Annotated in this window: 19 protein-coding genes and 3 pseudogenes; 6 read left to right on the top strand and 16 right to left on the bottom strand. The window is 47.3% G+C overall.

The window, feature by feature from the left end; translation table 11 throughout:
* Positions 1–154: 154 nt before the first annotated feature.
* Positions 155–1279, top strand: coding sequence for an IS110 family RNA-guided transposase (locus RE628_RS08205; protein WP_309153937.1), 1125 nt, complete (start codon positions 155–157; stop codon positions 1277–1279).
* A 186-nt stretch (positions 1280–1465) separates the two neighbouring features.
* On the opposite strand, the gene RE628_RS08200 is transcribed toward RE628_RS08205, so the two are convergent.
* Complete coding sequence (locus RE628_RS08200) at positions 1466–1606, bottom strand: hypothetical protein (protein WP_309153938.1); 141 nt, start codon at positions 1604–1606, stop codon at positions 1466–1468.
* 429 nt (positions 1607–2035) lie between these two features.
* On the opposite strand from RE628_RS08200, the gene RE628_RS08195 reads away from it, so the two are divergent.
* The gene (locus RE628_RS08195; RefSeq protein WP_309158303.1) at positions 2036–3259 is read left to right on the top strand and encodes an AGE family epimerase/isomerase; all 1224 of its coding nucleotides are present in this window, start codon (positions 2036–2038) and stop codon (positions 3257–3259) included.
* A gap of 56 nt (positions 3260–3315) precedes the next feature.
* Positions 3316–4499 (top strand): annotated as a pseudogene (locus RE628_RS08190) (glycosidase).
* A gap of 72 nt (positions 4500–4571) precedes the next feature.
* Here RE628_RS08190 and RE628_RS08185 read toward each other — a convergent pair.
* Entirely contained in the window at positions 4572–5306 is a 735-nt protein-coding gene (locus RE628_RS08185; RefSeq protein WP_309158302.1) for an acyl-[acyl-carrier-protein] thioesterase, read from the bottom strand.
* Positions 5307–5517: 211 nt separating this feature from the next.
* Between RE628_RS08185 and RE628_RS08180 the strand changes: the two genes are divergently transcribed.
* A complete protein-coding gene (locus RE628_RS08180) occupies positions 5518–6717 on the top strand; it encodes an MFS transporter (protein ID WP_309158301.1) in 1200 nt (399 codons plus the stop codon).
* On the opposite strand, the gene RE628_RS08175 is transcribed toward RE628_RS08180, so the two are convergent.
* The 7 genes from RE628_RS08175 to gpr all read right to left on the bottom strand — a co-directional run bounded on the left by RE628_RS08175 (position 6714) and on the right by gpr (position 11023).
* Positions 6714–7508, bottom strand: a complete 795-nt coding sequence (locus tag RE628_RS08175; protein WP_309158300.1) for a substrate-binding domain-containing protein — start codon at positions 7506–7508, stop codon at positions 6714–6716. The genes RE628_RS08180 and RE628_RS08175 overlap by 4 nt on opposite strands.
* Positions 7448–7774, bottom strand: coding sequence for a LacI family DNA-binding transcriptional regulator (locus RE628_RS08170; RefSeq protein ID WP_309158299.1), 327 nt, complete (start codon positions 7772–7774; stop codon positions 7448–7450). Before RE628_RS08170 ends, RE628_RS08175 begins: the two co-directional genes overlap by 61 nt.
* A gap of 84 nt (positions 7775–7858) precedes the next feature.
* A complete protein-coding gene (locus tag RE628_RS08165) occupies positions 7859–8362 on the bottom strand; it encodes a hypothetical protein (protein ID WP_309158298.1) in 504 nt (167 codons plus the stop codon).
* A 70-nt stretch (positions 8363–8432) separates the two neighbouring features.
* Entirely contained in the window at positions 8433–8702 is a 270-nt protein-coding gene (locus RE628_RS08160) for a stage II sporulation protein P (RefSeq protein WP_309158297.1), read from the bottom strand.
* A complete protein-coding gene (gene spoIIP, locus RE628_RS08155; RefSeq protein ID WP_309159404.1) occupies positions 8618–9151 on the bottom strand; it encodes a stage II sporulation protein P in 534 nt (177 codons plus the stop codon). The genes RE628_RS08160 and spoIIP overlap by 85 nt, the downstream gene beginning before the upstream one ends.
* Positions 9151–9756, bottom strand: a complete 606-nt coding sequence (locus RE628_RS08150) for a hypothetical protein (protein WP_309158296.1) — start codon at positions 9754–9756, stop codon at positions 9151–9153. Before RE628_RS08150 ends, spoIIP begins: the two co-directional genes overlap by 1 nt.
* 250 nt (positions 9757–10006) lie before the next feature.
* A complete protein-coding gene (gene gpr, locus RE628_RS08145) occupies positions 10007–11023 on the bottom strand; it encodes a GPR endopeptidase (protein ID WP_309158295.1) in 1017 nt (338 codons plus the stop codon).
* Positions 11024–11226: 203 nt separating this feature from the next.
* Between gpr and rpsT the strand changes: the two genes are divergently transcribed.
* Entirely contained in the window at positions 11227–11499 is a 273-nt protein-coding gene (gene rpsT, locus RE628_RS08140) for a 30S ribosomal protein S20 (protein ID WP_309158294.1), read from the top strand.
* Positions 11500–11602: 103 nt separating this feature from the next.
* Here the strand turns inward: rpsT and holA are convergent, their stop codons facing one another.
* From holA to RE628_RS08105, 7 genes and pseudogenes are all read right to left on the bottom strand, one after another.
* Entirely contained in the window at positions 11603–12622 is a 1020-nt protein-coding gene (gene holA / locus RE628_RS08135) for a DNA polymerase III subunit delta (RefSeq protein ID WP_309159403.1), read from the bottom strand.
* 365 nt (positions 12623–12987) lie between these two features.
* On the bottom strand, positions 12988–14238 hold the full coding sequence (locus RE628_RS08130) for an anti-sigma factor (RefSeq protein ID WP_309158293.1): 1251 nt from the start codon (positions 14236–14238) through the stop codon (positions 12988–12990).
* Positions 14235–14783, bottom strand: a complete 549-nt coding sequence (locus RE628_RS08125) for an RNA polymerase sigma factor (RefSeq protein WP_309158292.1) — start codon at positions 14781–14783, stop codon at positions 14235–14237. Before RE628_RS08125 ends, RE628_RS08130 begins: the two co-directional genes overlap by 4 nt.
* 269 nt (positions 14784–15052) lie before the next feature.
* On the bottom strand, positions 15053–15859 hold the full coding sequence (locus tag RE628_RS08120; protein ID WP_309158291.1) for a ComEC/Rec2 family competence protein: 807 nt from the start codon (positions 15857–15859) through the stop codon (positions 15053–15055).
* 335 nt (positions 15860–16194) lie between these two features.
* Positions 16195–17586: pseudogene (locus RE628_RS08115) on the bottom strand (ComEC/Rec2 family competence protein); the annotation flags it as partial.
* A gap of 243 nt (positions 17587–17829) precedes the next feature.
* Positions 17830–18348: a deoxycytidylate deaminase gene (locus RE628_RS08110; protein WP_309159402.1), complete on the bottom strand. Its 519-nt coding sequence runs from the start codon at positions 18346–18348 to the stop codon at positions 17830–17832.
* Between the two features lie 14 nt (positions 18349–18362).
* Positions 18363–18935, bottom strand: a complete 573-nt coding sequence (locus tag RE628_RS08105) for a ComEA family DNA-binding protein (RefSeq protein WP_309158290.1) — start codon at positions 18933–18935, stop codon at positions 18363–18365.
* A 113-nt stretch (positions 18936–19048) separates the two neighbouring features.
* Between RE628_RS08105 and comER the strand changes: the two are divergent.
* A pseudogene (gene comER, locus RE628_RS08100) lies at positions 19049–19884 on the top strand (late competence protein ComER).
* The last annotated feature ends 123 nt before the right edge of the window (positions 19885–20007 follow it).

Genomic DNA, 20007 nt, shown 5'->3' with positions numbered 1-20007 from the left:
GAAACTGTGTATCGCTATTTAGGCCAAAAAGCTGGCTAATTGTTTCTAGCTATGATGAACAAAACAGCCCCCGTATTTGCTTCGAATCGTAGGTTAAAATGGATACTGTAGAAAACCCATTTCAGAGCTACAAAGCAAAAGGAGGCTGTCATTAATGCAGTTTACCACAAAATACGTCGGTTTAGATGTATCAAAAGAAAAAATTTCCGTTGCCATTGCAGATGAGGGACGAGAATTGCCACGTTACTACGGAACTATAGCACATACACCTGCCGCTCTTCGGAAACTTATCAAGGAATTAGGTCCTGCAAATTCCTTAGCATTCTGTTACGAAGCTGGTCCGACTGGATACGAAACACACCGCTGGATCGAATCTATGGGAGCAAGTTGTACCGTGATTGCCCCTTCCCTTATGCCCAAACGGCCTGGCGACCATGTAAAAACGGACCGCCGGGATGCGGAGCAACTCGCTCGTCTTTTCCGAGCAGGTGAGTTGACCGCGGTTCATATACCATCGCGAGATGACGAAGCATTGCGGGATTTAGTTCGTTCCCGTGAAGCAGCCAAGGAAGATGCGCACCGCGCTCGTCAACGGATCCTTAAGTTTCTCCTGCGCCATCAAGTTCATCCACCGGATACCATCAAACGTCGTTGGACAAAGAAATATCGCGCTTGGCTGGCTTCATTGTCATTCGAACATGAAGCGATGCAGGTCGTGTTTACCGAAATGATTCATGCGCTCGAGGAAGTTGAACAACGCATGGGCCGTTTAGAAGATGCGCTTCTTAGGCAAGCCACAACGGGGGCAAAGGCGGTTGTGATTCAGACCCTTCAATCCTTGCGCGGTGTTGCGCGTCTTACGGCGATTACCATTGCTGCGGAGATTGGCACGTTCGCGCGGTTTCGCTCGCCTGCTCAGCTCATGGCCTACTTAGGTCTAGTTCCTCGTGAGCATTCGTCAGGTCAAAGTACACGACGAGGTTCTATGACCAAGGCCGGTAACAGCCATTTGCGTCGAACGTTAGTGGAGTCAGCATGGAGCTACCGTCATCGACCTGCTGTAAAAGGTGAACTAGCGAACCGCCTAGAAGGATTGCCTCCAGACGTACAACTTTTGTCTTGGAAGGCACAAGAAAGATTGCATACGAAATATCGACATCTTGTTTTTGGAAAAAGCAAACCTAAAAACGTAGCTATTGGTGCCGTGGCCAGAGAATTAGTCGGGTTTATTTGGGCGGTTGCTCGGATTGCAGAACAACCTCAAAATTCTTATTTGTAAAAAGGGGAAAGGGTATAACCCGGTTCTCTCCACAGAAGTCGTTCATGAGAAAAGAAAAACGGGTATAAGTAACTGCTTTAAACCTATGAAGGATTAACCACCGGAGCATTAGACCCGGGCAAACGAAGGTTTAGGAGAGAATTTGCGAGTTTCGTTTGCACTAGGTGACAAACTGAACGTGCGTTTCTAGCTGGCAATCGCTCTCCTTGACGAAGGCATTGAATGTGGTAACCAACCCACGGATAGCAGCGTGCCGACCGTCGCTCGCTTATTTGCTCCCGCGCCTAGTGCTTCGATGGAAATACGATGGTTGACAAAAATGTTCATAGCAACGAAACTGAGTATCGTTATTTGGACGAATGAAGGGCCTAAAACCGAGTTTTCCCCATATAACGATCTGGAGTTTCGTTAGATTTATTTGGCCGCTGTTTTTGAGGAAATAGCGATCTGTAGTTTCGTTAGAGAGACTAGAATAGCTTCGCATATGTTTTTCAAGCTGCTTGACTACCATAATTTCGACGGTTTTACGTATCTCCAGGAATACTAACAAATATCTGCAACCGGAAGCGATAATAACTATTGAAATAAGTAGGTAGTCGTTTTATATTAGTTGTGAGATATTTATTTTGTTATATTATTATATAACAAATGATAACAAACGCTATTTAAGGAGCAATTTATGCAACAAAATGATTCTACTTTATTTACCGAAACTCCCTAAAGATCGTGAATCCAACAAAGGAGGTGCAAAATACGATGAGTATAGAACAATGGGACTTAGAATTACAGCAGGAACTACAAGACAACATCCTGAAGTTCTGGAGCGAGCATAGTATCGATCACGTTAATGAGGGCTTCTATGGTGCTATTGAACAGCCGATGAAGCTGATTCCCCACGCTCATAAAGGGCTTGTCCTGAACACTCGTATTCTGTGGACATTCGCTGCAGCATACCGCGCTTTACAGGTCCCCTTGTACCTTGAAATTGCGGACCGGGCCTATCAATATTTGACTGAATACTTCTTAGATCAGACCTACGGCGGTTTCTTTTGGATGGTTGATTATCAAGGCCGTCCCAGTAACGATAAGAAGCAGATCTACGGGCAAGCCTTCGCCATATACGCTTTGTCCGAATATTATCTGGCAACGAAGCACCAAGCCGCTCTGGACTTATCTATTACCACCTATCATCTCTTAGAGAAGCACAGTTATGACAGCGTATACAAGGGTTATGTAGAAGCTCTGTCCCGTGACTGGAAAGAGACGGATCATCTAAGTCTCAGCCGCAAAGATCTGAATGAGAAGAAGTCAATGAATACCCATCTTCACATCCTTGAAGCTTACACCAATCTGTACAGAGTATGGTCATCACCTATACTAACCACAAGCTTGACTGAACTGATACAGGTCACTATGAAGCATATTATCGATTCACATCAGGCCTGTTTCAATCTATTCTTCGATGAAGCCTGGAATGTAAAGGGCGAGCACATCTCCTATGGCCATGATATCGAGGGAAGCTGGCTCCTTGTCGAAGCAGCGGAAGTGCTGGGAGATCATGAATTGCTAATTGAGGTCAAGCAGACAGCTGTCGCCATGGCGGCTGCAGTATTGGAGACAGGGGTGGACAATGATGGAGGGATATGGAACGAGGCTAATCCGAACGGTGTTACCGACACCAACAAAGATTGGTGGCCACAGGCTGAAGCGGTAGTCGGATTCTTCAATGCTTACCAATTGACTGGCGAGCAGAAATTCAAACAAGCGGCGTGGCGCTCGTGGGAATTCATTCAGAAATATCTTATAGATCGCACCTATGGTGAGTGGTATTGGGGTGTCAGTTCAGACGGAACACCTCTCCCCCATGGACCGAAGGTTAGCGCATGGAAATGTCCCTACCATAATAGCAGGGCATGTCTTGAAATGCTGGAGCGCCTAAAACATCTAACTTTGGTGGATTCTCCGCAAACATCTCATTAGCTCCATCTGATCAAAAAACTATTTATTACCCATTCCCATACCCTGGAGGAATAAATATGAACCTGTTCGAAGATAGACAGCGAGCGATTACTGAGCACTATGAAGATCTAATCACCCGTACCAATGAGAAGCTCCCTTACGGAAACGGAATCTATGATCGCTATAAATATCCGGTATTAACTGCAGAGCACGCTCCGCTTATCTGGAAATATGATTTCAACCCGACCACTAACCCCTTCTTCGCGGAAGACTAGGGATTAATGCGGTTCTCAACCCGGGTGCCATCTATCTGAATGATAAATACTATCTAGTGGCACGCGTGGAAGGCTATGACCGCAAATCCTTCTTCGCCGTAGCCGAAAGTGAAAACGGGATCGACAGCTTCCGTTTCTGGGATCACCCGGTCGTCATGCCAGAGACCAAAGATCCTGATACAAACGTCTATGATATGCGTCTAGTTCAACATGAGGATGGTTGGATTTATGGCCTGTTCTGTACCGAGCGCAAGGATCCTGACGCCCCTGCCGGAGATCTATCTAGTGCTGTCGCACAATGCGGAATCGCCCGGACCAAGGATCTGATCAACTGGGAACGTCTGGCCGATCTTAGATCCAAATCTCCGCAACAAAGAAATGTCGTGCTCCATCCGGAATTCATCGATGGCAAATACGCCTTCTATACCCGGCCGCAGGACGGCTTCATCAGCGCTGGATCAGGCGGGGGCATCGGTTGGGGATTATCTGAATCTATAGAGAACGCCAACATCGATGAGGAATTGATCATTGATGAACGCTGTTATCATACGATCAAAGAGGTCAAGAACGGCCAAGGCCCAGCCCCGATCAAGACAGACAAAGGTTGGCTACACATTGCACACGGCGTCCGCGGCACCGCAGCCGGGCTAAGATATGTTCTCTATGCGTTCCTCACAGATCTAGAGGAACCTTATAAAGTTACTCATCACCCAGGTGGGCACTTTATCGCTCCACAAGGCGAGGAACGAGTTGGAGACGTCTCCAATGTTGTATTCTGCAACGGTGTCATCGCCAGAGAGAATGGAGATGTATTTATTTACTATGCTTCCTCTGATACCCGGATTCATGTAGCGACAACTTCAGTAGAACAATTGCTCGATTACTGCATGAATACCCCTGAAGATCCGCTCCGCTCTTACGCTTGCGTGCAGCAAAGAGCTCAACTAGTCGATCGTAATCTGGAATACATGAGAGTACACTCATAAACTCATAATGAACAAGAAGAAGTGCCTGGGTTCGAATTCCCCAGGCACTTCTTCTGTAATTTCATGAAACTTCTAAGCTTTAAACTCTAGCTCCGCCTCAAATAATATCCGGTCATCCGCCGTCCTGCTGCTGATCCAGCCATACTGGTCGTTATTCGTTCCGGCCAATATCGTGATTGTCTCACCAAGCATCGCTTCCTGATGGTAAGTAATACGGAAATGAGCAATATCTCTAGCAAATTGTTCCGCTGATAATGCATCCATGCCCATACTCGCGAATTGTGCATTATTGACATGTCCGTTCATATCAATGCTGCTCTGACGCACCGTGTGGTCATATACAAGCCGCAAGTCAATATCTGACGGAATCTGTACCTTCTGTGGTACATCCCCTACTGAATCATCACTGTTAGCGGGTATCTCCTGCGGCAAAGCGGAGGGCCGTAAAATCCGACGCTTCTCAAGGTCAACCAATACCCAAGTCGATCTGGCTTGTCCGATCACCTCGCCCTGCTCCCCGTAAATTCGGAAATCACGCAGCCATTGAACCCCTTTGTGTCCCTTATGCCAGGACTCTAGTGTAATTTTTTCGCCGTATAACGGCATTCTTAGAAACTCGACATCCATCGTCGTGAGCATCCAGGCCATTCCCTGCTGCATCATTTCCTCGATCGGCAGCCCAAAGTGAGCTACATCCTCATCGGCAATCCGCTGTAACCAGCTCAGTAAAGTTGAAATCTGACAACGCTTCATGCTGTCGCAATGATCCGATAATATATCGTGAGACTCTCTTTTATGTTGTGTCAATGCCCTCGCTCCTTCGCTCCTTCGCTCCTTCACGCCTTCTGCCATACAGTTATTATGTATAAGTTCAGGAAAGAAATCGTTCGATCCTAATGATTAATCCTTCCAATTGCAGTATCATAGAATCAGACTGACAAATTCATACAGATTCTCAATGGAAACAATATCATCATTGGTCACTCTATTGAGCAATCTTCAACAGGAGTGATGAACCGTGGAAACTTGGAAGAAAAATTTATGGGTATTATGGGTCGGTTCTTTTATTGTATCATCCAGCTTCTCCATGGTCATTCCATTCTTGCCGCTCTTCCTGATCGATCTAGGAGTTAGCAAACATATTGAGCTGTGGTCAGGCATGCTGTTCAGCAGTGCTTTTCTGGCCGGAGCCATCTCATCCCCATTCTGGGGAGCCGTAGGCGACAAATATGGCCGCAAACCGATGATTATCCGTGCCGGCTTCGTCCTGTGCGTGATCTATTTGCTTACCGCCTTCGTAACGAATGAGTACCAATTGCTTGGCCTGCGAATCCTGCAAGGCCTTCTGTCGGGATTTATCCCCGGGTCGATTGCCTTGGTAGGAACGAATACGCCTGAGAAAAAAGTTGGCTACGCCCTCTCCATGATGTCTACGGCGACCGCAACAGGCAATATTATGGGACCGATGCTTGGCGGCATTCTATCCAAGATTTTCGATAACCGTATCGCCTTTGGCAGTGCCGGTGTCCTCTGCTTCCTTGCTACGATCCTGATTATTTTCATGGTCAGAGAAGATTCGTTCGTTCCGAGCAAAGACTCCGGATCAATTGTACATACTTTTAAGCTAGCGGCAAATAACCGTCCTCTGATCATCATTCTCATTCTGACAATGCTCACGCAATTCTCAGTCATGACGATCGAGCCGGTACTGTCCTTATATATCATAGATCTGGGTCATAACGCCAAGGATGCCTCACTCGTATCAGGAATCGTATTTTCTCTAGTCGGTATTGCCAGCATTCTCTTCGCACCACGCTGGGGTAAATACGCCGATAAAGTTGGTTTTCACAAAATATTGCTGATTGGCTTGTTTGCTGGTGGAATAGGCACACTTATGCAGCTTCCGTTCCATAATATCTACTGGTTCTCTTCGATTCGATTCCTATATGGCTGCTTCTTCTGCGCTGTATTTCCTGCGCTAAACGGCCTGGTCGTCCGTACGACAAAACCGGACTTCCGTGGACGCGCCTTCAGCTTGAATCAGACGGCTAACCAGATAGGTGGGATGCTCGGGCCGCTCGTCGGTGGTGTAATCAGTGGTGTCTGGAGCATCCATTCCGTATTTTGGATCACCGGAATCCTGCTAATCGGCACAATGGGGCTCGGCTATTGGTCACAGCGGTTCGCTAAGCAAGAGCAGCCTTCATCTCCCCATTAATTGCTGACAGGACCTCCGGTTGATTCACGGAGAACTAGCTCCGTCGACATCAGTATTTTCTCGATGGTCATCTCCGGTTGCTCGATCCGTTCCATCAGCTTTTTCACTGCACGGCGACCGATTGCCTCTTTTGGGACATTTACCGTGGTTATCGAAATCGGATTTTTGGCAGCATCATCAATATTATCAAAGCCGGTAACCGAGACTTGTTCGGGAACGGATACGCCAATTCCCTGTAGAATGGAGATCACTCTCAGCGCAATCGAATCATTGGCACAGACAAGTGCCGTCGGCAGAGTGTTCTCTTTCTGCCTGGTCTCTAGTATGGCAGTCAATTCATCGGCATATTCGCCGGTCTCTACCCCTTGGAGCCAGAGCATTGGATCATTCGCTAGCTGTACCTCTAGACCGCTTCGTTCCAGTGCGTCCCGAAAGCCTAGCCAGCGGTCACGGAAGCTGCGCGAGAAGGATAGATCGCCAAGGAAGCAGAGCTTCTTATGGCCCAAACCTATCAGATGGTTGCAGAGCCTAGAGAGGCTGTCCACATTGTTAGCAAATACCGTATCGGTTGGAATCAGCGCGTCTTCATGATCAACCAATACGGTAGGAATGCCGAGACGGTGTACTTCGAGCAGAAGCGATGAATCAATTTGTCCAACGCCGACCATCCCGAGAATTCCTCCCGGGTTCAGAACGTGAATGATGTTGTCCACACGGGACTCTGATATAATTACCGCTCCCAGCCCGCGTCGTTCAAGCTCCGCATGGATTCCTTCCAGAATCCTCCCCAATAGAGGGACTCCCTAGTCTGAAAACGAATGTTAGGCATCAGCACGATGACAGATTGCTTACCACTTGCCTCAGAAAAAAACTCAGAGCCTACCTGATTTTTAATATAAGCATTCTTCTGGGCAAAATAACCGAGCTGCGACGCCGCTTCAATGACCCGGTTCTTCGTAGCCTCGTTTACACCGGATTTGCCGGACAATGCCTTGGAGACAACAAATTTAGACACGCCCAAATGATCGGCAATCTGCTGCATCGTAATCTTCTTCAATTTTATAAACCCCCGCTACAAATAACAGTTTGAACTACCTATAAAAATTAGTATAACAAAGCTGTGTGCAGGGATAAACCTTCGTTATTGTACTTCTGGATTGAACCAAGAGGCGACCCAGTGAATTCCTTTTTTAGAGATTTGCTGCAACAGGTTAGCTGTTTTGTCAGCTATCTGGTCCACCCCAGGAGCATCTGCAGGTGGCATCAACAGCTCTGACGGAGTTTTCGATACCTCTGTTCCCGGAGTTGTCTGGTATCCTGGCTGACCGGGCCCTGGCGTCACAACATAATAACCGTTAGGCACGGCTCCTGTGCCGGTATTTCCAGCATAGCCGCCATTCCCGTTGTAGCTAGGAGCACCCCCTTGATATCCATTATTCCCATTGCCATTCACCCATACGGGTTGGGCTCCTGCCGCACTGTAATAATAACCGTTCTGCCAAAATCCATTAGATGGAACGTTAGCCTCGGCATACTGCGGATTATTAGTGCTCGATAAGCCTCCATCACCCATTTGCATTCCCAGAGTTACCCCAGCTGCGAGTAATATTAAATAGAACACTGCTCTCCTCATCTTCTTGGCCATTCGACTAACGCTCCTTTCTGGTCTCGGTATATTGATAGGTAGTTCAAAAAGTAGGGGTGTAGCGGAAAACTCATTTCTTATTTCCAGTATTGGTCTTATTCGTATTTTTATTTGCGCTTGCTACAGTTTGATTTGTGCTCTTCCCAGCCTTAGCGAGCGTCCCAGCCTTTTCCGTATCCTGACTCTCCCAATATACATCTGCGATAATACCAGCCAACACCTTAGCTGTGTTATTAAGCTCTTCCTCTGTACTATCTATACCACCGATCTCGATAAGAATACTGTTGGGTGACAGGGATTGATTATATTCTCCGTTGCCTTGGGCTGTAGTTTTCCCCATACTCCACGGGATAGGCCCGGGTAGCTCTTCTCCATCCGATTATGGATCAAGCCAGCAAACTCCTCATTCTGCTGCCAATTATCATTCTTATGGCCAATAATGAAGTAAACCTGTGCGTAACTGACGCCATCAATAGTTGCTGTCGTCTTATCATGACGCGTGGAATCGCGATGAATATCGAAGTAGTATTGCAGCTTACCATTCTCCGTCATTGCCTGTTTAACCGTCTCTCTTGAATATTTATATGAATTATAGTAGTTGTAATCACTCACAGTCGCCTGATAATTAACAAAAGAATGCAGTGTGGCTACTCCCTTCTTCTCCAGCGCACTGGCCAGCATCTTGCCAACAAGACTAACATTCTTATCCTCATCCGAAGAGCTCGGATTGTTCACATTGGAACCAAGCAACGGATTATATGATTCCTGAGGGTGTGAATGATAGATCATCACGACGTTCTTATTACCCGGCTTGATAGGCGGCTCATTATTCTTGGAGTCTTGACCTCCAGACTTATCGGGGGCAGGCCGCCGTCCTCCTCCTGTGGCGGATCAGGAACAGCTTGATTCTCGTCCCCTTCCTCATGATTTGGCCCGCTGCCATCCGCACCCGGACCTGGCCTATAATCCTCCGGAGCCGAAGCGATATTATTACCTGAGCCGCTGCGCAGCAGAATCGGGCTATCTGCTCCAAGCCCAGGCACTTCCCGGGCGAGCAGGCTCTTTGGATCGGCTGGATTCACATCGGTCAGCAATTGAAATACGAAATTCGTCATTTTCTTGCTATCAAATACGAGCGACTGCTTCTCACTAACCGAATGCGGCAGCTCCATGCCAACCATATTAATAAAAAAGCGGCTCGACAGCGATGCGGCAAGGCCCTTCATCGAGGACACTGGTGAAGTGTTCAAGCTCTTCTCGGCGATCCCAAGGGTGCCTAACAATACAAAAAATACGGCCGCCATCACCGACAACAACAAAAAGGTACGTCCCATCGCCAACATATACATCATGCTTCGTTTTATTTTGCCAATATTCCATGCTCTAAATTTCATATTTTCTCCGTCCTCCCTAGCCAGTTGTTCTATCAGAATCATTCCTTGTACTCCAAATCTATGAATCTATTCAAATGAATAGAACCTAGAATTCTAACAACAAAGAAGAAATCCACTAGATTCGTTGAACTATAGGCTTGAGGAGAATAACAAAGATCCAATACCCCAAAATGGAAAGTTCCACCTTGGAATATTGGACCCTATTAGTCATGAAGACGCTATATTGAATTTACGGAGACCTTTCCGTTGGTTAATGGGTATAACTTGCGACATTATCAGGAGTTACAGCCTCATGCAAAGACAGGTTAAGACCGCTAGCGATGACATTCGCAATGTCCTCAATAAATTCATCGATTTCCTTCGGCGTAACGATCAGATCATGCCCTAACGGCTCGAGTACTTCTTTGACGAGTCCTAGACGTTCGCCTTCGTTTAGATCATGGAGTAGACCCATAATCTGCTTCGTCTCCGCCCCCTGGCCATTACTGCTCTCGTCATTGAAATGCGTCTTCATGAGATCAAGCACATTATTCACGATCGTAGAAGCGTAGCATACTGTAGGAACCCCGATAGCTATGCAAGGGATACCGAGAATTTCTTTGGTTAACCCACGGCGTTTGTTGCCGATTCCTGACCCAGGGTGAATCCCGATATCCGCGATTTGAATCGTCGTGTTCACTCTCTCCAGTGAACGGGATGCCAGCGCATCGATGGCAATGATCAAATCCGGCTTCGTTCGGTCCACAATGCCCTGAACCACCTCGCTCGACTCGATACCAGTGATTCCAAGTACACCTGGAGCAATGGCGCTAACCTCCCTGTAGCCGGGAGCTACCTGATCCCGGACTAATTCAAAGAAATGGCGGGTCACGAGCACATTCTCCACAACGAGAGGTCCAAGTGCATCCGGTGTCACATTCCAGTTGCCGAGCCCAACGATCAGCACTTTAGCACCGGGATTGATGCCTATTTTATTGAGGAATGCCGTAAACTCCTCCGCAAAAGCCGCCGACACCTTCTCCTGCAAATCAGTATCCTGACTTCTCAGGCCAGGCACCTCTAAAGTAATATAATGGCCCATCACTCTTCCAAGCTGACGCGATGCGTTCTCGTCCGTCACATCAAGCCGGGTAATCTTGATCCCGTCGTGCTCGTCCACCTGTTCCTGCACACCGGATAACGGACTACCATGTACCGTCTCGGCCATTTCCTTCGACTCAACTGCTAAATCTGTTCTTATTGCATAGTCACGCAAATCCAGATTCATCTGATTCGGACCTCCTTTTCCTCTCTTGCCTATACCTGTTATTGTGCAGGAAAGGAAAACCGATTATGCAAGTAAAGTTCATCAAATTCACTTTTGTTTCATTCTCTTTTGATGAATTCATTGCAATTTGACGGGACGCGTGATAAAATATTTTAAGTTGTGAATCATCTGGCTTGATATATGCTTTACAGGAGGTGAATGCAATGCCAAACATTAAATCCGCAATCAAACGTGTTAAAACTAACGACAAGCGTCGCCAACTTAACGCTTCGCAAAAGTCTGCACTGCGTACTGTAGTTAAAACTGCTGATACTGCATTGACAGCTAACGATGTGGAAGCAGCTAAAGCCGCTTTCGCCGCTGCTACTAAGAAATTGGACAAAGCTGTTACTAAAGGTTTGATCCACAAAAATGCAGCATCCCGCAAGAAATCCCGCTTGGCTAAAAAATTGAACGCCCTTACGACTCAAGCGTAATAGGCGACATTTTAATAAACTGAAGCCTGAAGAGACCTGAACGAATTCGTTCAGGTCTTTTTGGATGCATTTTTATGAGGGGAAGAAGAGGAGTGCCCCTCCTCTATGCCCCAAGCTTAAGCAGGAACATTTCCAGTCCAAGCACCTTATCGACACGTCCGCTCTTCATACGGTAATCCAGCTCAGCTAGCTCTGACAATATGCCGCGTAATGCAGCAGGTTCGAATTTACGGGCTTGCTCACCAGCAATCTTCACTGCGTATGGATGCAGACTTAACTGGGAAGCGATCTGCTGCTGGGAATAACTCTGCCTGCCCAAATCCTTAACCTGCAGCATAATGCGGAACTGACGGGCAATCAGAGCTGCGATCTTTATAGGCTCTTCGCGCTGCTTAAGAAGCTCATAAAATATATCGAGCGCTTTATCCAATTTTAAATTGGCGATATTCTCCACCATCACGAATACATTCTGCTCCGTGCTTCTCGCCACCAGCTGCTCCACTGTCGCCGGATCAATTTTACCTCCTGGTCCGGCATAGAGACATAGCTTGTCTACCTCAACCGACAAGGCGGACATCTGTACCCCTGCTGAAGCGATGAGTGCCTCCGCACCATCCGTTCCAATTCGGCAGCCACGATTCTCCACCTCACGAACGACCCACTGAATAAGCTCGGCTCCGCTCAGCGGCAGGAAGGATAGGACGACTCCCTCACTTTTCATTGTCTTAACGATCTTTTTCCTCTCATCGAGCTTCTCACTATTAGCCACAAAGACAATGACACTATATTCAGCAGGATTGGCACTATAGGCGAGGAGCGTCTCAAGCTTATGCTCGATTTTGCTGCTATCCCTGCCAGCCGTAAATACAGACGAATCCTTGGCAATAATCAGCTTGCGCTCAGCCAGAAAGGGTGGTGTCTCCGCTTCTTCAATAACAACCTCCACAGGGGTCTCTGTTAAATCAAAATGCGCTAGCGCAAAGTCCCGTTGATCCGGGTCCACAATTTGTTCCTGCAATAAGGCGATGAACTGCTGCATCTGATATTTCTCTGTACCGTAACACAAATATAAAGGGGAAACTTTCCCTTGTTTTATCTCTTTGATAGCTGTTTTCACATCCACCATTTTCCCCTCCTCATCCATTTAAGATGTAGTAGCTTCATCAAATCTTCTCGGCGCTGAAAACCGATCATTTTGAACACTCATTTTATGATGCAGTCCAAAAACTGTTTGAACACTCGCTTTATTATCATATCTCGAAAAGTGTTGTTCGTCCAAGCGACAATTTTAACACGGACCGAGAATTCCTATCACAACGCAACAAAGGGACCCCGCCACTCGAGCATAAGGTCCCTTTGTCCCAGAACATCTATATAAACGCGGGCTGAAAAGCTCTAGAAACTTTTCCGCCGACGGTCATACGACGATCAGGGTCTCTATTTCTCACTAATCTATATAACCTATTCCATATCTCACAAAAAGGTGACTCATTTGGTTGTATTTTTTTGAGATTGGTCATTATTAACAGATGGGTCTGTTACATCAGTCTCAGTTTGCAAAGTGTAAGTCGAGGTCACATTGTCTTTATCTATCTCATACTGATACGATTTGCTATCCTCGGACCAGGAACCTTGCACCCATACACCATCAAATGGTTTATCTGCAATCAGTTTGCGGCCATTAATACTATCTGCATTGTTCTGATACAAATAGAGATGTCCGTCATTAATTTCGACGGTAAAGCCTCCGTCCGGCGAAGTCCATAGATCCTTAGCTAATATACCCATGATGTTCCCACCAATAGAATAACGAGTGCTCTCGGGTTCTTCTGTCCCATCAACAGTTTGGCCATCATTGTCGCTGCTGCGATCGTTCTTAGTGACTTTACTGGTTGTAGCTCCTGAGGCTGCAGTATTTCCAGAAACTGATGGACTCGTCTTGGACTGCCGCTTATCGCTCTGTCCACTCGAAGCCTTATCACTAGCAGACATATCACTCTTATTTAAGTCTTTGGTGTCCGCAGAACCCTGCTTGCTTGTTGTGGCTGGACTTCCACTGTTCTCCCCAGCATCTGAATTTCCTGTAAGAGCACGAGCTGCAGCGGGGTCTTCTTTCCCGGCAGTATCGTTCTGCTGCCCTGCCTGCTGCAATACGCTATCATTGGAATCTCCGGCTGGATTGTTGCCTTCCTGCGGTAATTGGCTCTGTGCATCCCTACTCGCGTCAGAGCTGGAACTGTTGGTAGTATCCGAACGCGTCGCATTGTCAGCCATGTCACTGCTAGACAATGATTGCACTGATATCTCAGCGTCAGACGCGGTACGCGGCTCATAATTGTATATGAATATGCCAAGGACCAGCGCTGCCGTTACACCGAGCGCACCTGCGCGAAAAGCGCGGTTTCGCCACGGACTCTGTCTGCGACTACGGCTTGCTGCTGGTTCCTCTGACTTAGCAACCAGCGGCTTCATCCCTGGCAGCACCTCCGAAGCACTGCCTTCCTCACGGCGTGCCCTGTCGATCTCATCCAGCTGAGGAAGAATCGAATCAACCAAATTGATCTTCGGCATCACCTTTGGAAGCTGTTCCAATTTAGAATTCAGCATTTTTAATATGTCAAATTCTTCGGCGCAATCTCGGCAATTACGAATATGCTCGAATAATTGGGCGCTTTCTTCATCGTTCAAATCATGATCTAAATAACGATGCATCCATTCCACCGCCTCCGAACATTTCATCCTGACACACCACCTTTCTGATAATCTTGGAGTAAATGCTGAAGCTGTTGTCTCGCCCTAAATAAATAGGATTTCACGGTATTGAGCGGTAAATTCATACAGTCAGCAATTTCGTTGTACGAGAAGTCCTGCAAATATCTCAGAACAACAACAGAACGGTGATGTTCCGGAAGCTGATCGATTGCTTCGCGAATGTCTTCTGCTATGTAGCCAGACATCACTTCCCTCTCGACACTCTCTTTCCCTTGAAAAACAAGCTCATGCTCTTCAATAGAAACCGTAGGCTTATTCCTTCGGAACTTATCTATACAAATATTGGTTACTATACGCTGAACCCATGTCTTGAATTGCGCTTTCTCCTCGTAGGACCCAATCTTCGTATAGATCCTAATTAGCGCCTCCTGGGCTGCATCCAGCGCGTCCTGTTCGTTATTCAAAATATAATAGGCCGTCCGGTAAACATGTGTTTCTATCTCACGCAATAGGGTGATTAGAGCGTCGCGATCGCCCTGCTGAGCGGCTCTGATGAGTCCCTGCTCTACCACTAAGGCTCCCCCTTCCTTGCAACATTACAGACGATATCGGCTAGCGATATGTTGCAATGTTGTTACTCTATTTTTTTAAGAAAATAATGTTAGGTTTGCTAAGAAGATTTCATATAAGTTCTCAATCTCACCTAAGAATACCAAAAAAAAGAGAACGCGTCATCCAACGGGCATAGTACGTAAACTAATAAAAAGTCAATAGTCGCCTAAAAAAAGACCAGTCGTTCTATGAGACGCAAGAATTAGGGATTAGTTTCTATGGACTCCGCCTACTCCGTTGGATTATTTTTGTATCTTGCCTGGATCGCTCCCTTCCGCACCACGACCTGAATTTCCCCCTGCAAGTCCGTCCGAAAAATATTGCTACCTGACTGAGCAAGCCGCTCCATTACCCCGGCATTTGGATGTCCATAGGTATTGTTAACCCCCGCTGAAATTACTGACGCGGTGGGCCTATAACGCCTAACCCATAAGGCAGATGTGGAGGTCTTGCTACCGTGATGCGATACTTTCAGCATATCAACTGGGTGCATGTCCCCTCCCTCAGGAGATTCTTGATGCTCCAAGGCCAGCATCTTACGCTCGGTCGCTTCATCCGTGTCACCTGTGAACAGAAAGCTTGCTCCATCCATTTCCAGCCTGAATACTACTGACTCAGGGTTCTGTTCCTTGATATAGGGTATGGATGAATTAGACATACCTCCTTCAAGATCATGTATTAGTGGAGCTATGAATTCAAGGCTCGTTGAGGAATCAGGCTTTAGGATCATGCCTCGAGAGACCGCATAAATTGGCGTCTTCTTCTTCACTGCCGTCTGCATCAGCTTATCTAGAGTTTTCGATTCTGAGAAGCTACCATTGAACAGCAGAGCACCTATCGGAAATTGTTCTATGACAGCCTGTAATCCCCCGATATGATCCTGATCCCCGTGTGTGGCAATTACTATGTCCAGACGATGAATTCCTCGCTTCTTAAGCAGCGGAACAACCGTCTTCGCTCCGACCTCGAATGGCTCACGCCGATCGCGCCAACTTTCTCCCGGCTTGCGAAAAGATACAGTGCCTCCGCCATCCACCAGGATATTAACCCTGACGGCGTCGTGATCAGCGTGCAGTCCCCCTGTCCAACATCAATATATTGAACGTGACCAACGCCGCGGGAATTAAGAGGACGATACCCATAGATAAGCATTGCAATTAAGCTAATTGACATTGAGATCATCATTGCGTAATGCTTGATGTTATTTCCCCAAAAGCTATAGTAACTCTTACTGGGAGGACGAACCGGACGATCCGGCAGCGGAACCGTATCGTCCGTAGCTGATTGAATAGAGCGTTGTGTCAAAGACCTCTTACTTAGAAGCAGCAAACCGTAAATGACCAAGTAGTAGCCGGCGATCCATAACAATCCCGGTGATTGCCAATAAGTCATGAAGCCACTATGGCTGGTAAGCCATTCCGTAGCCAGAAAAGTAACTTTATTCACGAGGATCACCGGATATGCAATCCAAGTGCCTAACTTAAGCCAAACCAAACTGGATAATAAAGCACCCATACCGAGTGGCAGTGCGATAAGCCCGATTACCGGAACAATTAGCAAATTGGCAACCAGAGAGAGCAACGAGAGCTGGTTGAAATAATAGATCGTCAATGGAAAAGAAACAATCTCTGCCGCTACAGTAATTGCTACGGTGCTACGTATTTTGGGCGGCAACCAGCCAAGCAAAGGAAGTATTAGTGGTACGAAAATAATCAAGCCTGCTGTAACAGCAAACGACAGCTGAAAGCTGACATTTAGCAAATAGTTCGGTTCCCATAAAAGCATGAGCAGAGCCGCAGCCGACAACACATTCAGTCCATCCTTCATCCTGCGCTGACGGAGCAAATATAGACCAAGTATCGTCATGATGCCGGCGCGGATTACTGAAGGAGAGAATCCCGTCAGTAGTACGTAGATAGGTACGAAGCAGAGCACAATCAAGATCGAGGTCTCGCGTGTGACTCTGCAAAGTCGAAGCAAGCCAAATAGCAGACCGACATTAATCGCGACATGGCTGCCGGAAATCGCCAGGATATGCGTTAAACCAAGTTGCGTGAACTGTATGTATTTATCGGGTTCCATATCGTCAGCAAGCCCGATTAGTAACCCCTTCATATAACCGGCTTGCCATCCAGGGAATAACTGTTCAACCTGGCTTCCAATGCGCTGTCGCAGCTTATCCACTTCGCCCAGAAGAACCGATCCACTGATACCGCCAGATTTCACCTCAATGGAGGTTGCGCCAGTCGCTTTAAAAATCCAGTGAATACGCTGTGTTCGCAAATATTTACTATAGTCAAATCCGCCGAAGTTCCGCGCCGCTGCTGGCTGCTCAATGCTTCCTTGCAACGTAATTTTCTGACCTCTGATCCATGCTCCTGCAACAGCCTGCTCTTCCTGCTTGGCCAGCTTAACCTGCACGGCTACCCTTTCACCAGCTGTATCAAACCTCTCTGTGCTTGAAACTGCACTCTCATCTGACACCCGCGAATATTCAATGCTCTGTAGGGCTGCCGTAAACGCCGCACGATCACCATCGATCGTCACAGTTGAGACAATCGTTCCACTTGCTCTGACCGTAATGGCTCCCACAGCAATATCATCAGCATCAAGCACGGCGCTAATCTTGCTGATGTTCCTCCCATCATTGATTGACCAGTAAGCAGCCCCGAGTGAAAAAGCGAGCCATAATAGAATCGTCTGTCGGGTCGATATTTTAATACAATTCCGAGCAGCGGTATAAGCAAGGTCAGCCCGCCCCATAACAACCAGAATGAGCTTCCACTCCATAAGACGGCGCTCCCGCTCCCGGCAACCCAGCAGAATACTACCATCGCCAATGGTCTGCTATTCATATTTTGTCCCCTCCCATCATCATATTGGCGTCATAAACCTGTATCACTTGCAACTATGAACACACGCTATTAACGACAAAGAACCCCATCTGCCTAAGCAGATGAGGTCTTCCTACATCTTGTTAAATATATTGAACTAATTGTCGATCTACTAATTCTCTACTGAGGTAGCCGTCTCTTGTGGCGGCTGGTAAGAGTCGAGCCTACGGAACTTGATGCCCACCTGTTCTAACATCATTCTAACTTTGTCGGTATCCTTCGGGTAAGGACGATGGAAGACGATCTCCGTAATCCCGCTGTTAGCGAGCATGTTCGCACAGGTCCAGCACGGCTCATCCGTTACGTATACGCTCGAACCCTCGCGATCAATCCGATCGGTGAACAAGAGCAGATTCTGCTCCGCGTGGATGGTGCGAACACAACGCTGCTTCTTCACCATTGTTTCATTACCGTCCTGAATAACCAACTCGTATTCCTCAGAGATCATGCAGCCTGCTTCCGAACAATCGGGAACACCAGATGGCGCTCCGTTATACGCTGTTCCGAGCAGCTTCTTTCCTTGCACGAGTACAGCTCCAACATGGCGGCGATCGCAACGGGAACGCGTTGACACCATATAGGCGATATCCATAAAATACGTATCCCAATCTTTCCGCTGTTCATGGCTCATCATTCGTTAACCTCCTATCTCAGTCCTATATATGGCTTCATTTTTTCAAGCATTTTTGCGCCAATCCCTTTTACCTTGGTCAGATCCTCCACCGATTTAAAAGGACCGTTCTCATTCCGATAATTCATAATAGCCTGCGCCTTCTTCTCGCCAATTCCAGGGATCTCCTGAAGTTCTTTCGCCCCAGCTGTATTAATATTAATCAAGCCACTCTGGCTTTGGGCTTCTGCAGGCGGTGTACCCTCATTCTCGGGCTGTGCATGAGAAGGACCTGTGCCCTTAGCGTTCGCCTCAGCCTTCCCCATATTATCGGTCTGCTCAACCGTATCTGCACCAAGTGAAGCCTGATCTGTCTGTCCCTGAACCAATGTCTCTGTTGTTTGCGGTGCGATTACATTCACAGCCGGTTGATCAGAGGAGGATCCATTCTTATTCCCCTCCTGCTCTTGCAGAGTCAGTTGTACCTCCCGATTCACTGGTGTCCACCCCTGAATGCCCGAGGCATGTCCGCCACCTAGAGCTAGAAGCATTAATACAGCCCCAACAAATGCAGAGCAAATGGAGGTAATTACATAGCCTTTATTCATCAATACAACACTCCAATCTCAAAAGAATCTGTACCATTTAGGTCATGAAGATCCAATCAAGATGCATACATATATAAAAATACTGCATATTTGCAACGAAAGGAGGAAACGGGATGAAAGTGGCTTTCATCGGAACAGGGTCTATGGGCAGCCTGCTAATCGACGCATTTCTACGCTCCGGTGCGCTGCATCAAAGCTTTATTTGCATCAGTAATCGCTCCCGCATAAAGCGGAGCGGATTGCAGGACGCCATCCCGGAATAAGCATCGTAGACAGCAATGTCGAAGCCGCGCGTGAGAGCCAAATTATATTCCTATGTGTGAAGCCGCTGGATTTCCCGAGCGTCCTATCGGAGATTAAGGATGTGCTAACAGAACGACAAATTATCGTATCCATTACGAGTCCCGTTCAGATTGAAATGCTGGAGCGGGCCGTTCCATCGCGTATAGCTAAGATCATTCCAAGCATTACACATTCGGTGCAAAGCGGAGCCTCGCTCTGCATTTATGGTTCGCGCATAGAGCCGGAGGACCGTCTCTTACTGGAGCAGCTCTTGTCATCGATTAGTACTCCGTTAATCATCAAGGAAGAACAAACCCGGATCGCCTCTGACATTTCTAGCTGCGGACCGGCCTTTATCGCGTTCATCCTGCAGCGTTGGGCCGAGACTGCGGTTGAGATGACCGGAATCGACAGAGCCGATGCCTTGTATCTAGGGTCGCAAATGCTGCTCGGTACCGGTAAGCTTCTTACGGAAGGTGGACTATCCCCGGAAGAGCTTCAGCGACGAGTCGCCGTACCGGGCGGAATCACCGCCGAAGGCATTGCCATTCTCGATTCAGGACTACAGGACGTGTTCTCCAAGCTCATCAACGCTACACATCAGAAATATAATGAGGATCTAGACAAATTAGATAAATTGTTTAGTGAAATCCAAAATGAACAGTGACTCTACTATATAACTACATACAATTTTAATAATGAGTGTTCAAAAAGGTCGGTTTTCAGCACCGAGAAGGTTGAATGAAGCTAGGGTCTGAGGAGCAAAGCGTACGTTTTGGGTACGTGAGCA

This window comes from Paenibacillus sp. D2_2 (assembly GCF_031199965.1).
In the GTDB taxonomy this organism is placed as follows: domain Bacteria; phylum Bacillota; class Bacilli; order Paenibacillales; family Paenibacillaceae; genus Fontibacillus.
The sequence above is the reverse complement of the archived record's forward strand: the minus strand, read 5'-3'. Positions and strand labels throughout refer to the sequence as shown.